This is a genomic window from Polaromonas sp. P2_G11 (assembly GCF_056403595.1).
Genome location: NZ_JBFUFE010000003.1, coordinates 403,895 through 422,224 on the forward strand (window position 1 = coordinate 403,895; position 18,330 = coordinate 422,224).

Here is an 18,330-nt window from a genome sequence, read left to right on the forward strand (position 1 = left end):
AGGAAACCTACCTATCCAACTGAAACTCCATGACAACACTCGCAGATCTGATTCCTGATGTTGATGTGCTGGTGGACTTACCTGATCAAGAGCTTGCATTGACTGTTCTGAAACTCTGTGCAGAACATGGTGGAGTCGGAAATCGCGGTGTTCATCCTCAGGTCATGCACCAATGGACTGTAGCCCCTAGTGATAGCGGCTATACCTATCCTATGGAGCGACATGATGAAGTAGATCTTTCTCTAGGCGAAGCGTGGAACTGGCTGACCGTGCAAGGGCTGCTGATACCGCAAGGTGGTTTTCATCCATCCAACGATTGGATGCGCTTAAGTCGCAAGGCACGTCGGATGCTCGATGAAGGTTCATTCGAGGACTATTCCCGCGGTGTGGCGTTTCCCAAAAGCCTACTTCATCCGGAAATAGCAGAAGCTGTTTGGCTCGACCTAGCTCGCGGCGATTTTTCTACTGCGGTGTTCAGGTCTTTCAGAGCTGTGGAAATAGCTGTGCGTAATGCAGGTGGGTTTGGCGATCAGACGATCGGGACAGATCTGATGAGAAAGGCCTTTTCTCAGAATGGGCCACTTGCAGACAACTCCCGGCTTGCAGCCGAAAATGAAAGTCTTTCCGCGCTATTTGCCGGTGCTATCGGTTCGTACAAAAACCCGATATCTCATCGCACCGTGGACCTGTCGGATATTAAAGAGGCCCAGGAGATGGTCATATTGGCGAGCCATCTTCTGCGCATTGTGGATAGCCGCCGTCCAAAGCCTGCTCGCTTAGCCTAAAAAATCCTGATTGGCCCGGAAGCCAAATTGGCGCCTAAATATGGGCTTTTTGATGCCCCCAGGCCGCCAAAATCCCTCCTGGCATAGTCAAAACACCGTGGAAGCGTCTATTTCGAGCGTGAAAAGGGCCTTGAGCCCAATCAGGACAAGCGCAACCAGCTCCTCTTCTGATAGCAAAACTGCAGTCCTGACCCTCGCTTGACAACCCGTTTGCAAGGTAAGGCAAAAGAAGTGGGAGGATGCGCCAGGCGTACTTCCTGACCTCGACGCGGCGGCGGTCGTGATGGCGGCGGCGGCAGTGGCGGCAACTGACTCCCCACCTAGCCTGTCTCCTACAGTGCAATCGGCCCTGCTCCGGGATGCTGGCGGTTACCTCGCCACTCCCCACTCCATCTTTAAGGACAAAGGCAGAAGCCATGGAAAGCCCCACCGATGCACTCACCATCTCCCGGCGAGGTATCCTGATCGCTAGCGCCGCTTCAGCGGCTGTGACCACTATGCCATCAGACGCAACCGCCGCCCCCTCTTCACCGCTCGCCGCACCCGGCTCCGTCCCTCAGGAGCGCGTGACCATCGAGGTCAACGGCACGGCCCACACCCTGAACCTGGACACACGCACCACGCTGCTCGATGCCTTGCGCGAGCATCTGCACCTTACCGGCACCAAAAAGGGCTGCGACCACGGGCAGTGCGGCGCCTGTACCGTGCTGCTTGATGGGCAGCGCATCAATTCCTGCCTGACGCTGGCCGTGATGCATGAGGGCAGCAAGGTGACCACCATCGAAGGGCTGGGAACCTTGCAGCGCATGCACCCGTTGCAAACAGCCTTCGTCAAACATGACGGCTACCAGTGCGGCTACTGCACGCCGGGCCAGATCTGCTCTGCCGTCGGCGCACTCGACGAGCTCCGTCGGGGCGTTCCCAGCCACGTCAGCGCGGACATTACCGCGCGGCCGCTGCTCTCGCCCGACGAGCTTCGGGAGCGCATGAGCGGCAACATCTGCCGCTGCGGTGCTTACTCCAACATCGTTGAAGCCATCACTGAAGTCGCGGGGGGGCAGGCATGAAACCCTTCACATACGAGCGCGCCACCTCGCCGGCACAAGCTGCCGCAGCGGTGGCCCGCAACCCGGCGGCAAAATTCATCGCAGGCGGCACCAACCTGCTTGATTTGATGAAGCTGCAGATCGAAGCGCCGGCGCATCTTGTCGACGTGAACGGCCTGGCGCTGGACAAGATTGAAGCGACACCCGAAGGCGGCCTGCGAGTGGGCGCGATGGTTCGCAACACCGCGCTGGCCTCAGACGAGCGCGTGCGGCGCGACTACGGCGTGCTGTCACGGGCCCTGCTCGCCGGCGCCTCGGGCCAGCTGCGCAACAAGGCAACCACCGCCGGCAACCTGCTGCAGCGCACGCGCTGCCCCTACTTTTATGACACCGACCAGCCCTGCAACAAGCGCCAGCCGGGCAGCGGATGCAGCGCCATCGGGGGCGTGAACCGCCAGCACGGCATCATCGGCACCAGCCAGACCTGCATCGCCACCCACCCGAGTGATATGGCTGTTGCCATGCGGGTGCTCGACGCATCGGTAGAAACCGTGCGGGCCGACGGGCGTGCGCGCGTCATTCCCATTGCTGACTTTCACCGGCTGCCAGGCGAAACGCCGCACATCGAAACCGCGCTGGAGCCCGGTGAGCTGATCACCGCCGTGACGCTGCCGCGCCCGGCCGGCGGCGTGCACATCTACCGCAAGGTGCGTGACCGCGCCTCTTACGCCTTCGCGCTCGTTTCCGTGGCTGCCATCGTGCAGCGTGATGGCTCCGGCAAGGTCGCCCTGGGCGGCGTGGCGCACAAGCCCTGGCGCGTTGAAGCCGCAGAGGCCGCCATGCCGCAAGGTGCGCGGGCTCTTGCGGCCGGCGTGCTGGCCGGCGCCACACCGACACATGACAACGCCTTCAAATTGCCACTGGCAGAGCGAACCATCGCCGCCGTGCTGGCCCAGGCGAGGAGCGCATCGTGAAATTCGACACCCCTGCCACCACCAACCCCATTGACCAGCTCAAGGTCATCGGCAAACCGACCGACCGCATTGACGGCCCGCTCAAAACCACCGGCACCGCACCCTACGCCTACGAGCGCCACGACGCCGCACCCGACGCGGCTTACGGCTACGTCGTAGGCGCCGGCATCGCCAAGGGCCGCATCGCGTCGATGGATTTGCGCGCGGCCCGCACCGCGCCGGGCGTGCTGGCCATCGTCACGGCAGAGAACGCCGGCAAGCTCACCAAAGGCAGCTTCAACACGGCCAAGCTGCTGGGCGGGCCGGAGATTGAGCACTACCACCAGGCCGTGGCGCTGGTGGTGGCCAACACATTTGAGCAGGCGCGCGCCGCCGCGCAACTGGTACGCATCGTCTATGAGAGCACGCCGGGCAAGTTCAACCTGGCGTCTGAAAAAGACGGCGCGCCACTGGCCAAGGCGTCTGATTTTTCGGGTGAACCTGAAACCAGGGTGGGCGATTTCGCGGGCGCCTTTGCCACCGCGCCTGTGCAGCTGGACGCCACCTACACCACGCCCGACCAGTCGCACGCCATGATGGAGCCGCACGCCACCATCGCAGCGTGGAATGGCGACAAGCTCACGGTCTGGACAGCCAACCAGATGATCGACTGGGGCGTGGGCGATCTGGCCAAAACGCTGGGCATCCCCAAAGCCAACGTCAGGCTGGTGTCGCCCTTTATCGGCGGGGGCTTCGGCGGCAAGCTTTTCCTGCGTGCCGATGTGCTGCTGGCCGCGCTGGGTGCGCGCACGGTGCAGCGGCCGGTCAAGGTCGCGCTGCAGCGGCCGCTGATGATGAACAACACCACCCACCGGCCGGCCACCATCCAGCGCATACGCCTTGGGGCGGGGCGCGACGGCAAGCTCACTTCCATCGGCCATGAGGGCTGGTCAGGCGACCTGCCCGGCGGCGGGCCCGAGACCGCGGTGAACCAGACGCGCCTGCTTTACGCCGGCGCCAACCGCATGACCGCCACACGGCTGGCCGTGCTGGACCTTCCCGAAGGCAACGCGATGCGTGCACCGGGCGAGGCGCCCGGCTTGATGGCGCTCGAGATCGCCATGGATGAAATGGCCGGGAAGCTGGGCATGGACCCGGTGGAGTTCCGTGTCCTCAACGACACGCAGGTAGACCCTGAAAAACCCGACCGTGCTTACTCCCAGCGCCAGTTGATCCAATGCCTGAGAACCGGCGCGCAAACCTTCGGCTGGAACCGGCGCGTAGCCAAACCGGGCCAGCTGCGTGAAGGGCGCTGGCTGGTGGGCCTGGGTGTCGCCTCGGCTTTTCGCAACAACCTGACAATGCCGTCTGGTGCGCGCGTGCGGCTGGACAACACCGGCCTTGTCACGGTCGAAACCGACATGACCGATATCGGCACCGGCACCTACACCGTCATTGCGCAGACCGCCGCTGAAGTCATGGGCGTGCCGCTGCAAAAGGTGTTTGTGCGGCTGGGCGACTCCGCCTTTCCCGTGTCGGCCGGCTCGGGCGGGCAATGGGGCGCCAACAGCTCTACGTCGGGCGTGTACGCCGCCTGCATGAAGCTGCGCGAAGCCGTCGCCAACAAGCTGGGAATGACCCAGGGCGACATCACGTTTGCCGACGGCATGGTCAGCGCGGATGGCCGCACTGTGCCGCTGGCTGAAGCTGCCGGCGCCCAGGGCCTCGTCGCCGAAGACACCATCGAGTTCGGCGACCTGGGCAAAAAATTCCAGCAGTCGACCTTCGGCGCGCACTTTGTGGAAGTGGGCGTCGACATCTACACCGGCGAAATTCGTGTGCGACGCATGCTGGCCGTCTGCGCCGCGGGCCGCATCCTCAACCCCAAGAGCGCGCGCAGCCAGGTGATAGGCGCGATGACCATGGGCGTGGGCGCGGCGTTGATGGAAGAACTCGCCGTCGACAAGCGTCACGGCTTTTTCGTGAACCACGACCTGGCGGGCTACGAGGTACCGGTGCATGCCGACATTCCGCACCAGGACGTGATCTTCCTGGAAGAGACCGACCCGACCTCATCGCCGATGAAGGCCAAGGGCGTCGGTGAACTGGGCATCTGCGGCGTCGGCGCTGCCGTGGCCAATGCGGTCTACAACGCCACCGGCGCGCGGGTGCGCCACTACCCGATCACACTGGACAAAGTGCTGAACAGCCTGCCGGCGCTGGTGTGAGCGCCGGCGCGCCTCATCACGCCGGCGGCGGGTGTGGAAAACACCTTAAAAACGCCTGTTTCAGGCATAAAAAGTGCCTGAAACCTAATCAGGACGGGCGCAAGCAGCTCCTGATTTAATAGCGCGTCTGCACAATCCTGAACCCCTTGCGCAAGCTCACCGGCGAGCGGAACGGCGGCCCGCCGCACCGCTGGAACAAGTCCTACACAGCTGCGTGTTCGCGCGTACTAGGATCGGTTTTACCTGTGAATCCGTTCCGTACTGACGGTGCCATGCCAACCCGCCCTTTTCGCCTCGCCACACGGCTGATCCTGGCGTCAGCCCTGGCCGCTGCGTGCCTGGGCACCGCTGCGCAGGACAAAGCCGCAGGCACGCTGCCGCAGGTCACCATCGCCGCCAAGGCAAACCGCGACCCCGTCGAAAAGTCCTACCGCAAGATGGTCCGCGGCATGGACCTTTTCGAGAAACAGCGCGCCGCCATGGCGCCCAACGCGTCGCTGCGCTTCAAACTCTTGCCGCGCAAGCGCGAAACGGAGATGGACCGCATCGAGATGGAGGTCATCGGGACGACGGTGGCGTTTGGCGTGGCGGTGGCGCCGGACCATACCTTTACGCTGGAGCGTGACCCCAAGGCGTTTGACGAGAACGCACAGGTGATTCCGAACCGGAAGGCGCAGACCATGACGTGGCGCACGGAGATACGCACGCCGGGCCTGCCGCCCAACACGCGTCGGCTGGGGGACTTGCGGCTGGAGTGCCAGGTGGGCATGGAGGCTGGCCTGGTGTCGAACACCACCAACGTGATCGGCCGGCTGGCGCGGGTGATTCTGGATACGCCGGCTTACTGCGACAGGAAGGCGCCGCTTTATCTGTTCTTTGCAGACCGGCCTTTGTTCAGCGTGGCCATGGTGAACGGCGCGCGGCGGGAGATTCTTTCCATCGACAAGCTGTACGCCGCCGCCAGCGACGACCCCAACCTGAACGGCGACCTGCCGTATTGCGACTGCGAGGTACTGGTAGACCGCACTTACGTGCTGCCGCTGGGTGACCGGAGCTGGCCGGACGACACGCTGGTGGAGTTTGAGTACATGGACGGGCCGTGATGAAAACCTTGCCCCGCCAAACGTTGCGGCATGCCGGTGCGATGCTGCTTGCCTGCCTGTGGCTGGCCGGCTGCGCGGGCCCGGGGGGATTGTTCGGCCCTGAGGAAGCGCCGCCGCCTTTTCGTGACCCGGCGATGACGATGGAAAGCGCGCAGGGCGCCATCGTGGCCGGGCAATCCACCAAGGCAGACGTGACGGCCGCGCTGGGCGACGCCGCCACGTCGGTGAAGTTCGACAGCGGATTCGAGGTGTGGGTCTACCGGAAAAAGACGCCGCAAGCCACGGTGACCAACCCGGAACTGGTGATTCTGTTCACACCGGGTGGCGTTGTGAAAAAGACGCGGATTCGCCCGGCGTATTCGGCTGACTCGGCTTACGGAGAGCGCAAGGATTGACGGCGTAACTTCCCCCCGAACCAGCCCGCCACTTCATACCGGAATCACGGTCGTCTCGAACACTTCCTTGAGGCATACAAAGGTGCGCACCTGCCGCACGCCGGGCAGGGCCACAAGCTGGGCGCTGTGCATCTCGTTGAACGAGTCGATGCTCTTGATGCGCAGCTTCACAAAATAATCAAACTCGCCGGTCACCAGTTGCACCTCAAGGCAACCCGTGAGGCCGGCGGCGGCTTTTTCAAACGCGGCGAATGAGTCGGTGGTGGAGCGGTCAAGCACGACACCGATGATGACCAGGCCGTTGTAGCCCAGCGCACGCGGGTTGACCAGCACCACGGTCTTGCGGATCAGCCCCAGCTCCTTGAGCCTGGCCACCCGCCTGGAGCAGGCCGGTGCGCTGAGGTTGGTTTTTTCGGCCAGCTGCATGTTGGGCAATGAGGCGTCCTGCTGCAGCAGCTTCAGGAGCTTGCGGTCTACCCGGTCGAGTTCTTTTTCCATTGAGGAATTGTACAAATCTTGCACAAAATGGCAATTCAACAAAATAAATTGTGCGTTTATCCAATTCAAAGATTCCTGAGTCGACTTATTCGCTGAAGTATGCAATTCATTCCACGGCCCGGGCGATACGATTTGATTCAGGACTGCACCCAAACCTTTACCCACATGCCCTCCTTCTTTGCGGCCATTTCAGTCTACGCACAAGGGCTTCAACCGAGAAACACTGCCATGTCTACCCCGCTTCAGTATCCGCTCCAGCTCCAGAAATTTGCAAAACACTCCCTGACCTTCGGGCCCAGCCCGATACAGCCGCTCAAGCGCCTGAGCGCCCACCTGGGCGGCAAGGTCGAGCTGTTTGCCAAGCGCGAAGACTGCAACAGCGGCCTGGCGTTCGGCGGCAACAAGACGCGCAAGATGGAATACCTGATCCCCGAGGCGCTAGAGCAGGGCTGCGACACGCTGGTGTCGATCGGTGGCATCCAGTCCAACCAGACGCGCCAGGTCGCGGCGGTGGCGGCGCACCTGGGCATGAAGTGCGTGCTGGTGCAGGAGAACTGGGTCAACTACTCCGACGCGGTGTATGACCGCGTGGGCAATATCGAGATGTCGCGCATCATGGGCGCCGACGTGCGCCTGGACGCGGCCGGTTTTGACATCGGCATCCGCCCGAGCTGGGAGCAGGCGATGGAAGACGTGCGCAAGAAGGGCGGCAAGCCCTTCCCGATTCCGGCGGGCTGTTCAGAGCACCCGTATGGCGGCCTGGGTTTTGTCGGCTTCGCCGAAGAAGTGCGCGCGCAAGAGGCCGAGCTGGGCTTCAAGTTTGATTACATCGTGGTGTGCTCCGTCACCGGCAGCACGCAGGCCGGCATGGTGGTGGGCTTTGCGGCAGACGGCCGCGCCGACCGCGTGATCGGCATCGATGCGTCGGCCAAGCCCGCACAAACCCACGCGCAGATTTTGCGCATTGCGCAGAACACCGCCAAGCTGGTGGAGCTGGGCCGCCCCATCACCGAAAAAGACGTCGTGCTCGACACCCGCTACGGCGGCCCTGAGTATGGCCTGCCATCCGAAGGCACGCTGGAGGCGATACGGCTGTGCGCCCGCCAGGAGGGCATGCTGACCGACCCGGTGTACGAAGGCAAGTCGATGCAGGGCATGATCGACATGGTGCGGCGCGGGGAGTTTCCGGCCGGCTCACGCGTGCTGTATGCGCACCTGGGCGGCGTGCCGGCGCTCAATGCCTACAGCTTCCTGTTCCGCAACGGTTGAACATGGAACGGCCTGCAGCATTGACCGTGGCGCTGGCAACCCGGCTGATGGAAGCCTTGTGCGCAGCGCCGCGTGACGCGGAGGCACCCGAGAGCGCCGGCATGCCCCTGCTGCGCGCGGCACTGAATGACCCTGCCGTGCACACCGTGGTGCTGGCCATCAGCAAAAACGGGCCGGCTGCCAGCCTGGTGCAGGTGATACGGCAGCCGGACACGCTGCATCAATGGGTGGAACTGGCCTGCATCTGAGCGTGACGTCAGCGTTTTGCTATCAATTAAATAGCTGCTCGCGCATGACTCTATTGGGTTACAGGCCTTTTTTATGCATCAAAAGCGGGCTCCGGAGGCCTTTTTCCGCGGCCCAGCGCCTGCCTCCACACGCTAAAACCGCTTGAAAAAGACCATTTTCAAGCATAAAAAGTGGCTGTATCCCAATAGAGTCATGCGCGAGCAGCTATGTTTTTAATAGCATTCGTCGGCTAACGACCTCTAGATCCGGTCCTTCCAGCGCTGCATTTCCCATGAGGGCAAACCTCGGAGGTCGCCGACCTTCGCGCTCTGGAATTCCGTGATGGCGGGTTTGGCGCCCAGCCGCTCGTAGGCCTGTTTGGCGATCGGTGCGGTTTGCACGAACACACTTTTCACCTGCGCCCAGTTCAGGGGTTGCGGGATGATTTTGGCGCCTGCAATCATTTTTCCTGTGGCAAACAGCGACAACGCGTCGCCTTCGGTCGACCACACCCAGCCCCGGCGAAACACCACGTCATCGCGAACCACCCTGGCGCCATCCGCCGGAGACAGGCCCCAGTAGGACTTGACCAGCTGCGACACCGCCTCCGGGTCGGCCTCACTGAGTGCATGCACAGCTTCCTGTTGCGCCAGCAGGAAAGCCTGCACAAGGTTCGGGTGCTTTTCCACAAGGCTGTTATGCACGATGCGGAAGGACCGGTGCAGGTAGTAGCCGTCCGGATAGAAAGGCGAATTCTTCACCGAGGGCAACAAGATGCCGGCGCCCATGCCGGCCGGCCCCTCGTAATGGGCTTCTGTGTAGCCGTGGGAGTTCATGATGGCCACCGTGCCCGTTCCGGTGGCCTGCGCCTTCAGAAAGGCCGGGTACACCGCCAGCGTGGCGTCCACCCCGCTGGGCACCTGCGCCGCTTCGGGCAAGGTCGGCAAGTGCACCATGCGAATGCCGTGGGCGGCAGGGTCGGGGTTGCCCAGCTCATAGCGCAGGATTTGCGTCAGCGCGTTGTAGGGGTCGCCGCCCAGCACGGTACCAACTGTCTTGCCCTTGAGGTCTTGCACATTGCGGATGGGCGAGTCCTTGCGCGTGCACAGCACAAAGCGCAACCGCCCTTCCGCCACCGACGCCAGGCTGAACGGAAGCCTGGCCAGGATGCCGCCCAGCGTTGCCGTGTTGCCCCACAGCGCCATGTCGAGCTGGCCGGCGGTGAGTGCGTCTACCTGCGGAGCGCCCGTCTGGTAGATGCGGTAGTCCACCGTGAGGTCGTAGCCGAACTCCGCGGCATATTTTTCAAACAGCTTTTTGCCGATCATGTATTGCGTTGTCGGCGAATTGCCAGCCGCCCACGGCACCCAGCCAAATGACAGCGTGAATGGCTTGCCCGCCTGGGCGCGAACAATGCCCGCGGCCCCCAGTGCGCTGCCGGCCAGGCCGGCGCTTTGGCGCAACCAGTGCCTGCGCGTCAACATTGATCTGCCGGTCATCGGCTCTCCTTTTGGTTGGGGGTTGCCCGCGAAAGGCACGGCGCCGGGCCGCGGATTTCCGCCTGAAACAAAAATCAACGCCCCCGGGTTGGCAAGCTCCGGGTTCGCTAGGTCCGGTCCTTCCAGCGCTGCATTTCCCATGAGGGCAGGCCGCGAAGGTCGCCGACCTTCGCGCTCTGGAATTCCGTGATGGCGGGTTTGGCACCCAGCCGCTCGTAAGCCTGTTTGGCGAGCGGTGCAGTTTGCACGAACACACTTTTCACCTGCGCCCAGCTCAGGGGTTGCGGAATGATTTTTGCGCCCGCAATCATTTTGGAGGTGGCGAACAAAGCCAGCGCGTCGCCTTCGGTGGACCAGGCCCAGCCGCGGCGGAACACGACTTCGTCACGAACCACCTTGGCGCCATCCGCCGGCGACAGGCCCCAGTAGGACTTGACCAGCTGCGAGACGGCCTCCGGGTCGGCTTCGCTGAGAACGCTCACGGCCTCCTGCTGCGCCAGCAGAAAGGCCAGCACGAGGTTGGGGTGTTTTTCCACGATGTTGCTATGCACGATGCGGAAGGAACGATGCAGGTAATAGCCGTCTGGATAGAAAGGCGAATTCTTCACCGAGGGCAGCAGGATGCCGGCGCCCTTGCCGGCTGGCCCGTCGTAATGCCCTTCGGTGTAGCCGTAGGAGTTCATCACAGCCACCGTGCCCGTGGCCTGCGCTTTCAGGAAGGCCGGGTACACGGCCAATGTGGCGTCCACGCCGCTGGGCACCTGCGCCGCTTCGGGCAAGGTGGGCAGGTGCACCATGCGGATGCCATGGGCGGCCGGGTCGGGGTTGCCCAGCTCATAGCGCAGGATTTGCGTGAACGCGTTGTACGGGTCAGCGCCTACCAGTGTGCCGACCGTCTTTCCCTTGAGGTCCTGCACGTTGCGGATGGGCGAGTCCTTGCGCGTGCACAGCAAAAAGCGCAGCCGCCCTTCCGCCACCGACACCAGGCTGAAAGGAAGCTTTGCCACGATGGCGCGCAGCGTCGGCGTGTTGCCCCACATGGCCATGTCGAGCTGGCCGGCGGCCAGGGCCTCGACCTGCGGCGCTGCCGCGGGGTAGGCGCGGTAGTCCATGGTGAGGTCGTAGCCAAATTGCGCCGCGTGTTTTTCGATCAGCTTTTTGTTGATCATGTGCTGCGTGATCGGCGAGTTGCCCGCCGCCCACGGAACCCAGCCATAGGACATCGTGAGCGGCTTGCCTGCCTGCGCGCGGGCAAGCTGCGCCAGCCCCACCGTCGCTGCGCCGGCCAGGCCGGCACCCTGGCGCAGCCAGTGCCTGCGCGTCAACATTGATCTGCCGGCCATAAAGACCCCTCTTTCACATGAAGAACAGCCACGCGGACCCGACGGTGCAAACCTGCAGCTCACACGGCCGGCAGGCTCACGCCCTCGTGTTTCGCAGGGTGTTCGTGGTCTATTCTTTCCAGGAGCTCATACACCTCGCACAGCTCATCCTTCGGGCCTAGCGGTACTGTGGCCACCAGCCTGAAACGGAAAAACCGCGCGGCCGCAAGCGCCACCGCGCGGCTGGCGGCGATGTTCACGCCCAGCGCATTGGCCTGGCGCGCCAGCGCCCGGGCCCGGTCCAGCGGTGCGCCCACTGCGGTGAAAGTCAGGTGATCCCAGGTGCCGAAGTTGCCGACTGTGGCATTGCCAAAATCCAGGCCAAAGCGCGGTGGCTTGACCGGCACGTCCAGGCCTTCGGCCAGCGCCTGCATGGAGTCCACCGCGCGCAGGGCCGCCTCGCAGGCATAACCGGCCGGGTTAGACACATTGAGCGGCGTGTTCCACAGCGCGACGGCGGTGCAGCTTTCGTAGCGGTCCATCATGCCCTTGCCCTGCGCCACTTCCACCGCCAGGATCTGCAGGTAGTGGTCGGCATTCGGCGACCAGGTCATGGCCGTGGCGTGGTCGTCGTCCAGCGCGGCGCACAGCACCGCCAGCTCGCGTTGCTCGACGCCGGCCTGCGGCGTCAGGCGGTTGGCAATGAAATGCTGCACCAGCGGCCGCGGCACGTAACGCGAAAAGCCCTGCAACGCGATGCGTGCCAGCGCCAGCGATTCCTGCAGCCGGCGCACCTCGGCGATGTCGCTGTCCTGGGGAATGTCGCTGTCGAATTCAAATTGCCGGATGTGCCTGGCCGAGCGCACCAGGTTCTTCAGGGGCCTGGCCAGCCGGTTGGCCATCCAGAACAGCATGGGCATCAGCAGTACCAGCCCGGCCACGCCCACCCCCAGCAGCATCCACCGCATACGCCGCACCTGCGCCAGCAGCAGGTTCTGGTCAGACACCAGGGCCACATAGGCCTTGCGGCTGAACACGCCTTCGATCGGCATCACCACCGCGGCAAAACGCTGGCCGTCGGCGCCATCGATCGAATGAATCGGCGTATCTTTCAGAGAGGCCTGTGTCATCAGCGGCGGCAACGCGGCATACAAGGGGTCATTCAGCGCGGCAAGGCTCACGGGCCGCCCGGACGCCAGCAGACGGCGAAGGCGGTCTGCATCGGACCAGCCCCAGACGCGGCCCTGCTCATCAAAGAGGATCAGCTCGGCATGGCTCTCCTGACTGCGCGCACGCAGAAAATCCGAGAGGCCCGCGACCGTGAACGTTACTGCCGCGACGCCGCCCTTCGGCCCGCTGAGCGGCCGCGACAACGCCATGCCGAACTCCGCCGGGAGCTGCAGCATAAAAGGATCGGTGGCCTGGAAGGTGCCCAGGTTCAACTCGCTCACCCCCTCGTACCAGGGCCTGCTGCGGGGGTCATAGCGGTTGCCCCAGGGACGCCGTTCGCTGGCGATGGCGGTCATTTGCTGGTCGTAAAAAACCCATTCCTCCACCCGCTTTTCGTGTTCGTCGACCCGGATGATCTGCTCCGCGTAGCGGGCTTCCGGCAGCGATTTAGCCCAGGCCCGGTCGCGTTCGGTGCGCAACACCATGCTTTGCAGGTAACTGCCGTCCGGATAACCGAACACCAGCGAGGCGATCTGGGGATAGCGGTTTTGCATCGACATCTGCATGCGCTGCACTGAAATGTCGTTCTCGCCTTCGAGGCCGGCATGCGGGTCATTGGTGGTGGCTTCCAGCCAGGCGCGGGCCGGTTCCTGAAAGCGCAGCAGCTGCTCCTGCGTGCGGCGGCCCAGTTGCTCCAGCTCGCGCTGCGCGCCGTCCAGCACGATGCGGCTTGCGGCCAGCTCGGCCAGCACCATGAGCGCCACAACAAGCACCGTGCCCAGCGCGGCGTAGGTCCAGAACAGGTGGGAGCGAATCGACCTGGCGTGAAAAGTCAGCAACTTCAACTTTTTCAAGCGTGTCCCCCTGCTGTGCTTGTTTGATCGCAAGATACGCTGCAGTAATACCTTTGACAAGGCGGTTGCTACTGCCCTGCCGGGTATCTTTTCGCCTTCCACATTTTGTGACGTTTGTCAGAATTTTCAGCGTGACGGCATACAGAGGGAGCATCTTCAAAAATGCAAATTTTTGGACGCCCGTATGGATACAGATAGTGACATCGGCGCAGCCTGTTTGCGACATGTACTGCTGGAGTACACACCCCGGGCTATAACGGAAGCGCTACATGCGAGCGGCCCGCCTTGCCGATTTGTCGATTGCCGCTTTTGCTTTGTATTGCACTGTATCGAGAGGCCTGTGCGATCAGCTGCCCTCAGCGGGGGCGCGGAAAGCCTACGCCCGCTTCTTGAACAGCGCCGAAGCCCCGCTGGCTGCCCGGATCTCATCGGCCGTTGCCCGCAACGCCTCGGACAACTCTTCCATCCTGACTTGCGTCAACCGCACCAGCGGCCCCGCAATCGTGACCACACCGATCGCGCCCGAGGGCGACAGCACGGGCGCGGCCATGGCGGACATGGAGGGCGCGAACACTTCGCTGATTGTGCTGAAGCCGCGCTTGCGCGCCGCGTGCACAAAGCCGAGCAGCGCCTTCACGGTGGTGGGGGCCTTGGGGCCGAAGTCTTTGGGTGGGCCGAAGCCTTGTTGGGCCACCAGGCGCAATGCCTCTTCATCGCTCATGGTGGAAAGCCAGGCATGCCCGGCGGCGCTGCAAGACAGGCGAACCGACAGGCCCATGTCGGGGTCGTAGCGCAGGCCACGGCGCGCGCCCTGCGCTTTGGCGACGAAGGTCAGGTCGTCGCCGTCGACGACGGCCAGACGCACCAGTTCGCCGGATTCTTCGGCCAGATGGTCGAGCAGGGGCTGCGCGACATCGACGATGCCTGAGGCGCTCAAAAACCCCAGGCCCAGCGAGACCAGTTTGATGGTGAGAACGTATTCGCCCTGCTCACGCACCTGGCGCACATAACCGCAGCGGCACAGCTCTGCCAGCAGGCGGTGGGTAGCGCTGAGCGGCATGTCCAGGCGGGCTGCAATCATGGACACGGTTTGGCCTTCGGGGTGCGCGGCCAATTGCTCCAGGGTGTTGAAGCTTCTTTCGAGAAGGGTGCTCATGCGGTTTGACTCTCTGGTTTCGCCGGTTTGCCGTTTGCCGTTTGCCGTTTGCCGTTTGCCGTTTGCCGACATTTAGCCATGGCTTGGAAACTGGTTGCACTTCAAATAATAATGGTTTTCCATTATGGAAAGACTTTCCACTTTATCGGATGATTCGCCGGTCTGGGGTGCGATCTGGCCGAACAGCCTTGCCCCGCCCCTTTGCCCTCCCCCTCTTTCTCCGCAATAAAAGGACATCCAGATGCAGTTCAATCGCAGGTCACTGACCCTGGCAGCCGCGCTGCTGGCGCTTTCATCCGCCCCGGCGTTGGCCCAGGACATCCAGGAGCGCACCATCAAGTTCGGCCACCTCAACAATGCCGACCACCCGGTAAGTTTTGGCGTCAAGCGTTTCAGTGAACTGCTGGCAGCCAAGAGCGGCGGCAAGATGAAGGTGCAGGAATTTCCGGCTTCAACGCTGGGCAATGAGCTGCAGCAGCAGTCCGCCCTGCAAGGCGGCGTGCAGGAAATGTCGGCGCCGGCCACCACCTCTCTGGCGGGCATCGTCAAGGAATTCGGCCTGGTCGATTTTCCTTTTTCAGTCGCAAACTTTGCGCAGGCGGACGCGCTTCTTGACGGCCCGCTGGGCCAGGCGCTCATCGCAAAACTTCCGGAGAAGGGACTGATCGCACTGGGTTATTGGGACCTGGGCTTTCGCAATGTCACCAACAGCAAACGCCCCATCACCAGGCCGGAAGATCTGGACGGCCTGAAAATCCGTGTGATTCCCAATCCGGTGTTCCTGGAGACCTTCAAGGCCTTCAAGGCCAACCCGGTGCCCATGCCGTTTGCCGAGCTCTACGGCGCGCTGGAATCCAAAGCCGTCGACGGCCAGGAAAATCCTTTTGCCGTGATCCAGTCCAACAAGTTCTACGAAATCCAGAAGTACGTCAGCGCCACCAACCATGTGTATGCAGCCAATATCGTGCTGGTGAGCAAACGCTTTTGGGACAAGCTCTCACCGGCCGAGAAAAAGATCATGAACGATGCGGCCGCCGAAACGCGCGACTACCAGCGCCAGGTCAGCCGCGCCGCGGCGCAAAAAGCCGTGGGCGAGCTGCAGGCCAGGGGCATGCAATACAACGAGCTGAGCCCGGCTGAGCAGGGCCGCATGCGGCAAGTGGCCAAACCAGTCGTTGAACGGTTCATGAACGCTTACGACCCGGTGACCACGAAGCTCTACACCTCCGAACTTGCACGCATCCGCAAGTAAACCAGCAGTCATTATGAAAATTCTTGTCCTGCACGGGCCCAACCTCAACCTTTTCGGCCGCCGTGAACCGCATATTTACGGCACGACCACGCTGGCCGAAATCAACGCCAGCCTTCAATCGCTGGCCGCCGAGCTTGGGGTTGAACTGGAAATATTCCAGTCCAACCACGAAGGTGCGCTGATCGATAAATTTCACGAGAACATCGACAGCGCGCAGGGCGCCCTGCTGAACCCTGCAGGCCTGACCCAGCACGGCGTGCCGCTGCATGACGCGATCAAGGCCATGCCCTTCCCGGTGCTGGAGATTCATATGAGCAACATCGCCGCGCGCGAAGCGTGGCGCAGCCACTCCATCATTTCGCCCGCGGTAAAGGCGACCATCCAGGGCCTCGGCTGGCGGTCCTATACCGCCGGCTTGCGGGCACTGGTTGAAACGCTGAAGGATGTGAAGGCGGGCTGACCGGCAAGCGGGACGGTTGCCGATCGCAGCGGTGGCGCTGGGCCGAGTTCCGCGGTGAGTAGTTTGCGCAGAGGCTACAACCGCGGCGGGACAAGCCAGATCCACAAGGCCGCGGCGAATCCGATCCAGACCAGCACGATCACGACCGCAGCAACCCGGCTGCGCGGCTTTGAGCCCTGCGTCTTCACCCACTCATCGGCCCGGTTACGGCAATCGGTGAGCACCTCTGGGGGCAGGAGCCTGATGGTCAACCAGATCAATCCGGGGAGCAACAAGACATCGTCCAGATATCCAAGCACCGGGATGAAATCGGGGATGAGGTCGATGGGGCTCAGCGCATAGCCCACGACGAAGAGCCCAAGCGCCTTCGCATACCAGGGCGTTGCCGGGTGCTTGCCGGCGAACCAGAGCGTCAATCCATCGCGCTTGATCCGTCTGGCCCAATTGTCGAGTTTGCCGCGCACTGTCATGCGCACAAGCATGCCACAGCGATTGGAATGATCACATCGATTGCACCGATTCCGTCGGTTTGCAGACTGTCGTTTATCAGGGCCCGTCGAAGGTCTGTGAAGAAATGTTGAGTTTTGCGAGCCGATCCGTGTATGCCCTACCTGTCAGTTCTGACAGGGGGATGAGGGTTGTGAGCGGAGCGATTTGAAAGGTCGCAGGCCTTGGGTATTTCCAAAAAACCCGGTGCTCATTCGCGAGTTTGTAAGGCGGAATAGGTATCGACGATCAGACAAGAGCAGTCATCGCCACACAAGGTTTTTCAGCACTGGCAAGCTCCAGCCATATTGGCGAAAGGCTGTCCGGTTGACCGTGAAAATAGGCAAAAAATTCCTGGGTGCATCCCCGCACCTCGAATGCAATTCACACATTCTGCTTACAGAAGTTTGAAGCTGGAATTCAGTGAATAGTTGCGTCAGCCTTCAGTGCAGTTCAGCAGCCAGGTCAATCAAGAATTTTCGGTACTAATTGCTCCTGCAATTGGAGGATGTGAGGGGGTGGCAATTCTCTTATGTTTGCGCTTCCAGGCACTCGGTTTCTTCTTGCTTCCTCGCGAAAGCAGGCAGAAGCCCCTGAAGTAGCCGCAATAAAACGGGGGATGTTGATGAGTGCAAGATTCGGCTTCCAGTTGCTGGGATCCTCAGAATCCCTGGCGAAAGTGCGCACGCAGATCGAGCGTGTCGCCAGAGTTGATGCGGCGGTTCTCGTCGAGGGTGAGACAGGCACCGGAAAGGAAATGGTGGCACGGGCCATTCACTACGGCAGCAAGAGGGCCGACCGCGCTTTTGTTCCGGTCAATTGCGGGGCGCTGGCCGAAACCCTGGTTGAAAGTGAGCTCTTCGGTCACGAGCGTGGGGCTTTCACTGACGCAAAAGTTGCCTCGCTCGGACTTGTCAGCGAAGCCGGCGGCGGCACACTTTTTCTTGACGAGGTCGACGCGCTCAGCCTCAAGGCCCAAGCCGCGCTGCTGCGTTTTCTGCAAGATGGCAGTTACCGCCGCGTCGGCGGGAGTTCGACCAAACAGTCTGACGTTCGTATCGTCGTGGCCAGCAACGCCAACCTCAACGAGCTTGCCGAAGCACGCCGTTTTCGCAAGGACTTGCTGTATCGCATCAACGTGTTATCGGTCTATCTGCCAACGCTGCGCGAGCGCGGCGACGACGGGATCGAACTTGCCAGGATTTTCCTGACGCGGCTCGGCCACCATCATGGAAGGCCGCAGGTTCGCCTGACGCCGGCATCGATCGCATTTATCCAGAGCTACACGTGGCCGGGTAATGTGCGTGAGCTCGAGAATGTTGTCCAGCGAGCTTTCTTGCTCTGCGACAGCAACGAAGTCGATATCAGCCAGGCAATGTCACAGCCCCGCGGCGAGCGTCCCGCTGCCGAACCGGCGGTCTTTCGCACAGCCAAGCAGCAGGCCGTCAAGGAGTTCGAGCGGCTGTATGTGAGCCGCTTGCTGATGCAAACCAACGGCAACCTGACTCAGGCGGCACTGATCGCGGGACAGGATCGCAGCGCTTTCGGACGGCTGGTGCGCAAACACAGCCTGAGCCCCAGCCGGGCCCAGGCCGCCACCGCTACCCGCGCCGGTGAAGCCTGAGT

At 62.4% G+C, this 18,330-nt stretch carries 17 protein-coding genes; 11 read left to right on the forward strand and 6 right to left on the reverse strand.

The features are described from left to right. Positions 1-29 precede the first annotated feature (29 nt). The 6 genes from AC1DWQ_RS12655 (at position 30) to AC1DWQ_RS12680 (ending at position 6,510) form a co-directional block, all read left to right on the forward strand. Positions 30-785: a TIGR02391 family protein gene (locus AC1DWQ_RS12655; RefSeq protein ID WP_477669950.1), complete on the forward strand. Its 756-nt coding sequence runs from the start codon at positions 30-32 to the stop codon at positions 783-785. Between the two features lie 416 nt (positions 786-1,201). Beyond that, positions 1,202-1,852, forward strand: a complete 651-nt coding sequence (gene paoA, locus AC1DWQ_RS12660) for an aldehyde dehydrogenase iron-sulfur subunit PaoA (RefSeq protein ID WP_477669951.1) — start codon at positions 1,202-1,204, stop codon at positions 1,850-1,852. Beyond that, positions 1,849-2,805 (forward strand): FAD binding domain-containing protein, encoded by a 957-nt coding sequence (locus tag AC1DWQ_RS12665; protein ID WP_477669952.1) that lies wholly within the window; start codon positions 1,849-1,851, stop codon positions 2,803-2,805. The genes paoA and AC1DWQ_RS12665 overlap by 4 nt, the downstream gene beginning before the upstream one ends. Then, positions 2,802-5,012 carry an aldehyde oxidoreductase molybdenum-binding subunit PaoC gene (gene paoC, locus AC1DWQ_RS12670; protein WP_477669953.1) on the forward strand — a complete coding sequence of 737 codons (2,211 nt, stop codon included), beginning with the start codon at positions 2,802-2,804 and terminating at the stop codon, positions 5,010-5,012. Before AC1DWQ_RS12665 ends, paoC begins: the two co-directional genes overlap by 4 nt. A gap of 272 nt (positions 5,013-5,284) precedes the next feature. After that, positions 5,285-6,115, forward strand: a complete 831-nt coding sequence (locus AC1DWQ_RS12675) for a hypothetical protein (RefSeq protein WP_477669954.1) — start codon at positions 5,285-5,287, stop codon at positions 6,113-6,115. Next, positions 6,115-6,510 carry a hypothetical protein gene (locus AC1DWQ_RS12680; protein ID WP_477669955.1) on the forward strand — a complete coding sequence of 132 codons (396 nt, stop codon included), beginning with the start codon at positions 6,115-6,117 and terminating at the stop codon, positions 6,508-6,510. Before AC1DWQ_RS12675 ends, AC1DWQ_RS12680 begins: the two co-directional genes overlap by 1 nt. A gap of 33 nt (positions 6,511-6,543) precedes the next feature. On the opposite strand, the gene AC1DWQ_RS12685 is transcribed toward AC1DWQ_RS12680, so the two are convergent. Continuing rightward, on the reverse strand, positions 6,544-7,008 hold the full coding sequence (locus AC1DWQ_RS12685) for an Lrp/AsnC family transcriptional regulator (protein ID WP_477647589.1): 465 nt from the start codon (positions 7,006-7,008) through the stop codon (positions 6,544-6,546). Between the two features lie 228 nt (positions 7,009-7,236). Here AC1DWQ_RS12685 and AC1DWQ_RS12690 point away from each other — a divergent pair, with 228 nt between their 5' ends. Together AC1DWQ_RS12690 and AC1DWQ_RS12695 are read left to right on the forward strand one after the other, a co-directional pair. After that, a complete protein-coding gene (locus tag AC1DWQ_RS12690) occupies positions 7,237-8,277 on the forward strand; it encodes a 1-aminocyclopropane-1-carboxylate deaminase (RefSeq protein ID WP_477669956.1) in 1,041 nt (346 codons plus the stop codon). A 2-nt stretch (positions 8,278-8,279) separates the two neighbouring features. Further along, positions 8,280-8,525 (forward strand): hypothetical protein, encoded by a 246-nt coding sequence (locus AC1DWQ_RS12695; RefSeq protein WP_477669957.1) that lies wholly within the window; start codon positions 8,280-8,282, stop codon positions 8,523-8,525. 240 nt (positions 8,526-8,765) lie between these two features. Here the strand turns inward: AC1DWQ_RS12695 and AC1DWQ_RS12700 are convergent, their stop codons facing one another. The 4 genes from AC1DWQ_RS12700 to AC1DWQ_RS12715 all read right to left on the reverse strand — a co-directional run bounded on the left by AC1DWQ_RS12700 (position 8,766) and on the right by AC1DWQ_RS12715 (position 14,506). Then, positions 8,766-10,004, reverse strand: coding sequence for an ABC transporter substrate-binding protein (locus AC1DWQ_RS12700; protein WP_477669958.1), 1,239 nt, complete (start codon positions 10,002-10,004; stop codon positions 8,766-8,768). Positions 10,005-10,111: 107 nt separating this feature from the next. Next, on the reverse strand, positions 10,112-11,347 hold the full coding sequence (locus AC1DWQ_RS12705) for an ABC transporter substrate-binding protein (RefSeq protein WP_477669959.1): 1,236 nt from the start codon (positions 11,345-11,347) through the stop codon (positions 10,112-10,114). A gap of 59 nt (positions 11,348-11,406) precedes the next feature. Beyond that, the gene (locus tag AC1DWQ_RS12710) at positions 11,407-13,350 is read right to left on the reverse strand and encodes a hypothetical protein (RefSeq protein ID WP_477669960.1); all 1,944 of its coding nucleotides are present in this window, start codon (positions 13,348-13,350) and stop codon (positions 11,407-11,409) included. 376 nt (positions 13,351-13,726) lie between these two features. After that, on the reverse strand, positions 13,727-14,506 hold the full coding sequence (locus AC1DWQ_RS12715; protein WP_477669961.1) for an IclR family transcriptional regulator: 780 nt from the start codon (positions 14,504-14,506) through the stop codon (positions 13,727-13,729). A gap of 241 nt (positions 14,507-14,747) precedes the next feature. Between AC1DWQ_RS12715 and AC1DWQ_RS12720 the strand changes: the two genes are divergently transcribed. Both AC1DWQ_RS12720 and AC1DWQ_RS12725 read left to right on the forward strand, forming a co-directional pair. Continuing rightward, the gene (locus tag AC1DWQ_RS12720; RefSeq protein ID WP_477669962.1) at positions 14,748-15,758 is read left to right on the forward strand and encodes a TRAP transporter substrate-binding protein; all 1,011 of its coding nucleotides are present in this window, start codon (positions 14,748-14,750) and stop codon (positions 15,756-15,758) included. A 13-nt stretch (positions 15,759-15,771) separates the two neighbouring features. Then, the gene (locus tag AC1DWQ_RS12725) at positions 15,772-16,218 is read left to right on the forward strand and encodes a type II 3-dehydroquinate dehydratase (protein WP_477669963.1); all 447 of its coding nucleotides are present in this window, start codon (positions 15,772-15,774) and stop codon (positions 16,216-16,218) included. Between the two features lie 74 nt (positions 16,219-16,292). Here AC1DWQ_RS12725 and AC1DWQ_RS12730 read toward each other — a convergent pair whose 3' ends face one another. Further along, the gene (locus AC1DWQ_RS12730) at positions 16,293-16,688 is read right to left on the reverse strand and encodes a YkvA family protein (protein ID WP_477670212.1); all 396 of its coding nucleotides are present in this window, start codon (positions 16,686-16,688) and stop codon (positions 16,293-16,295) included. 641 nt (positions 16,689-17,329) lie between these two features. Between AC1DWQ_RS12730 and AC1DWQ_RS12735 the strand changes: the two genes are divergently transcribed. Then, positions 17,330-18,328 (forward strand): sigma-54 interaction domain-containing protein, encoded by a 999-nt coding sequence (locus AC1DWQ_RS12735; RefSeq protein WP_477669964.1) that lies wholly within the window; start codon positions 17,330-17,332, stop codon positions 18,326-18,328. The last annotated feature ends 2 nt before the right edge of the window (positions 18,329-18,330 follow it).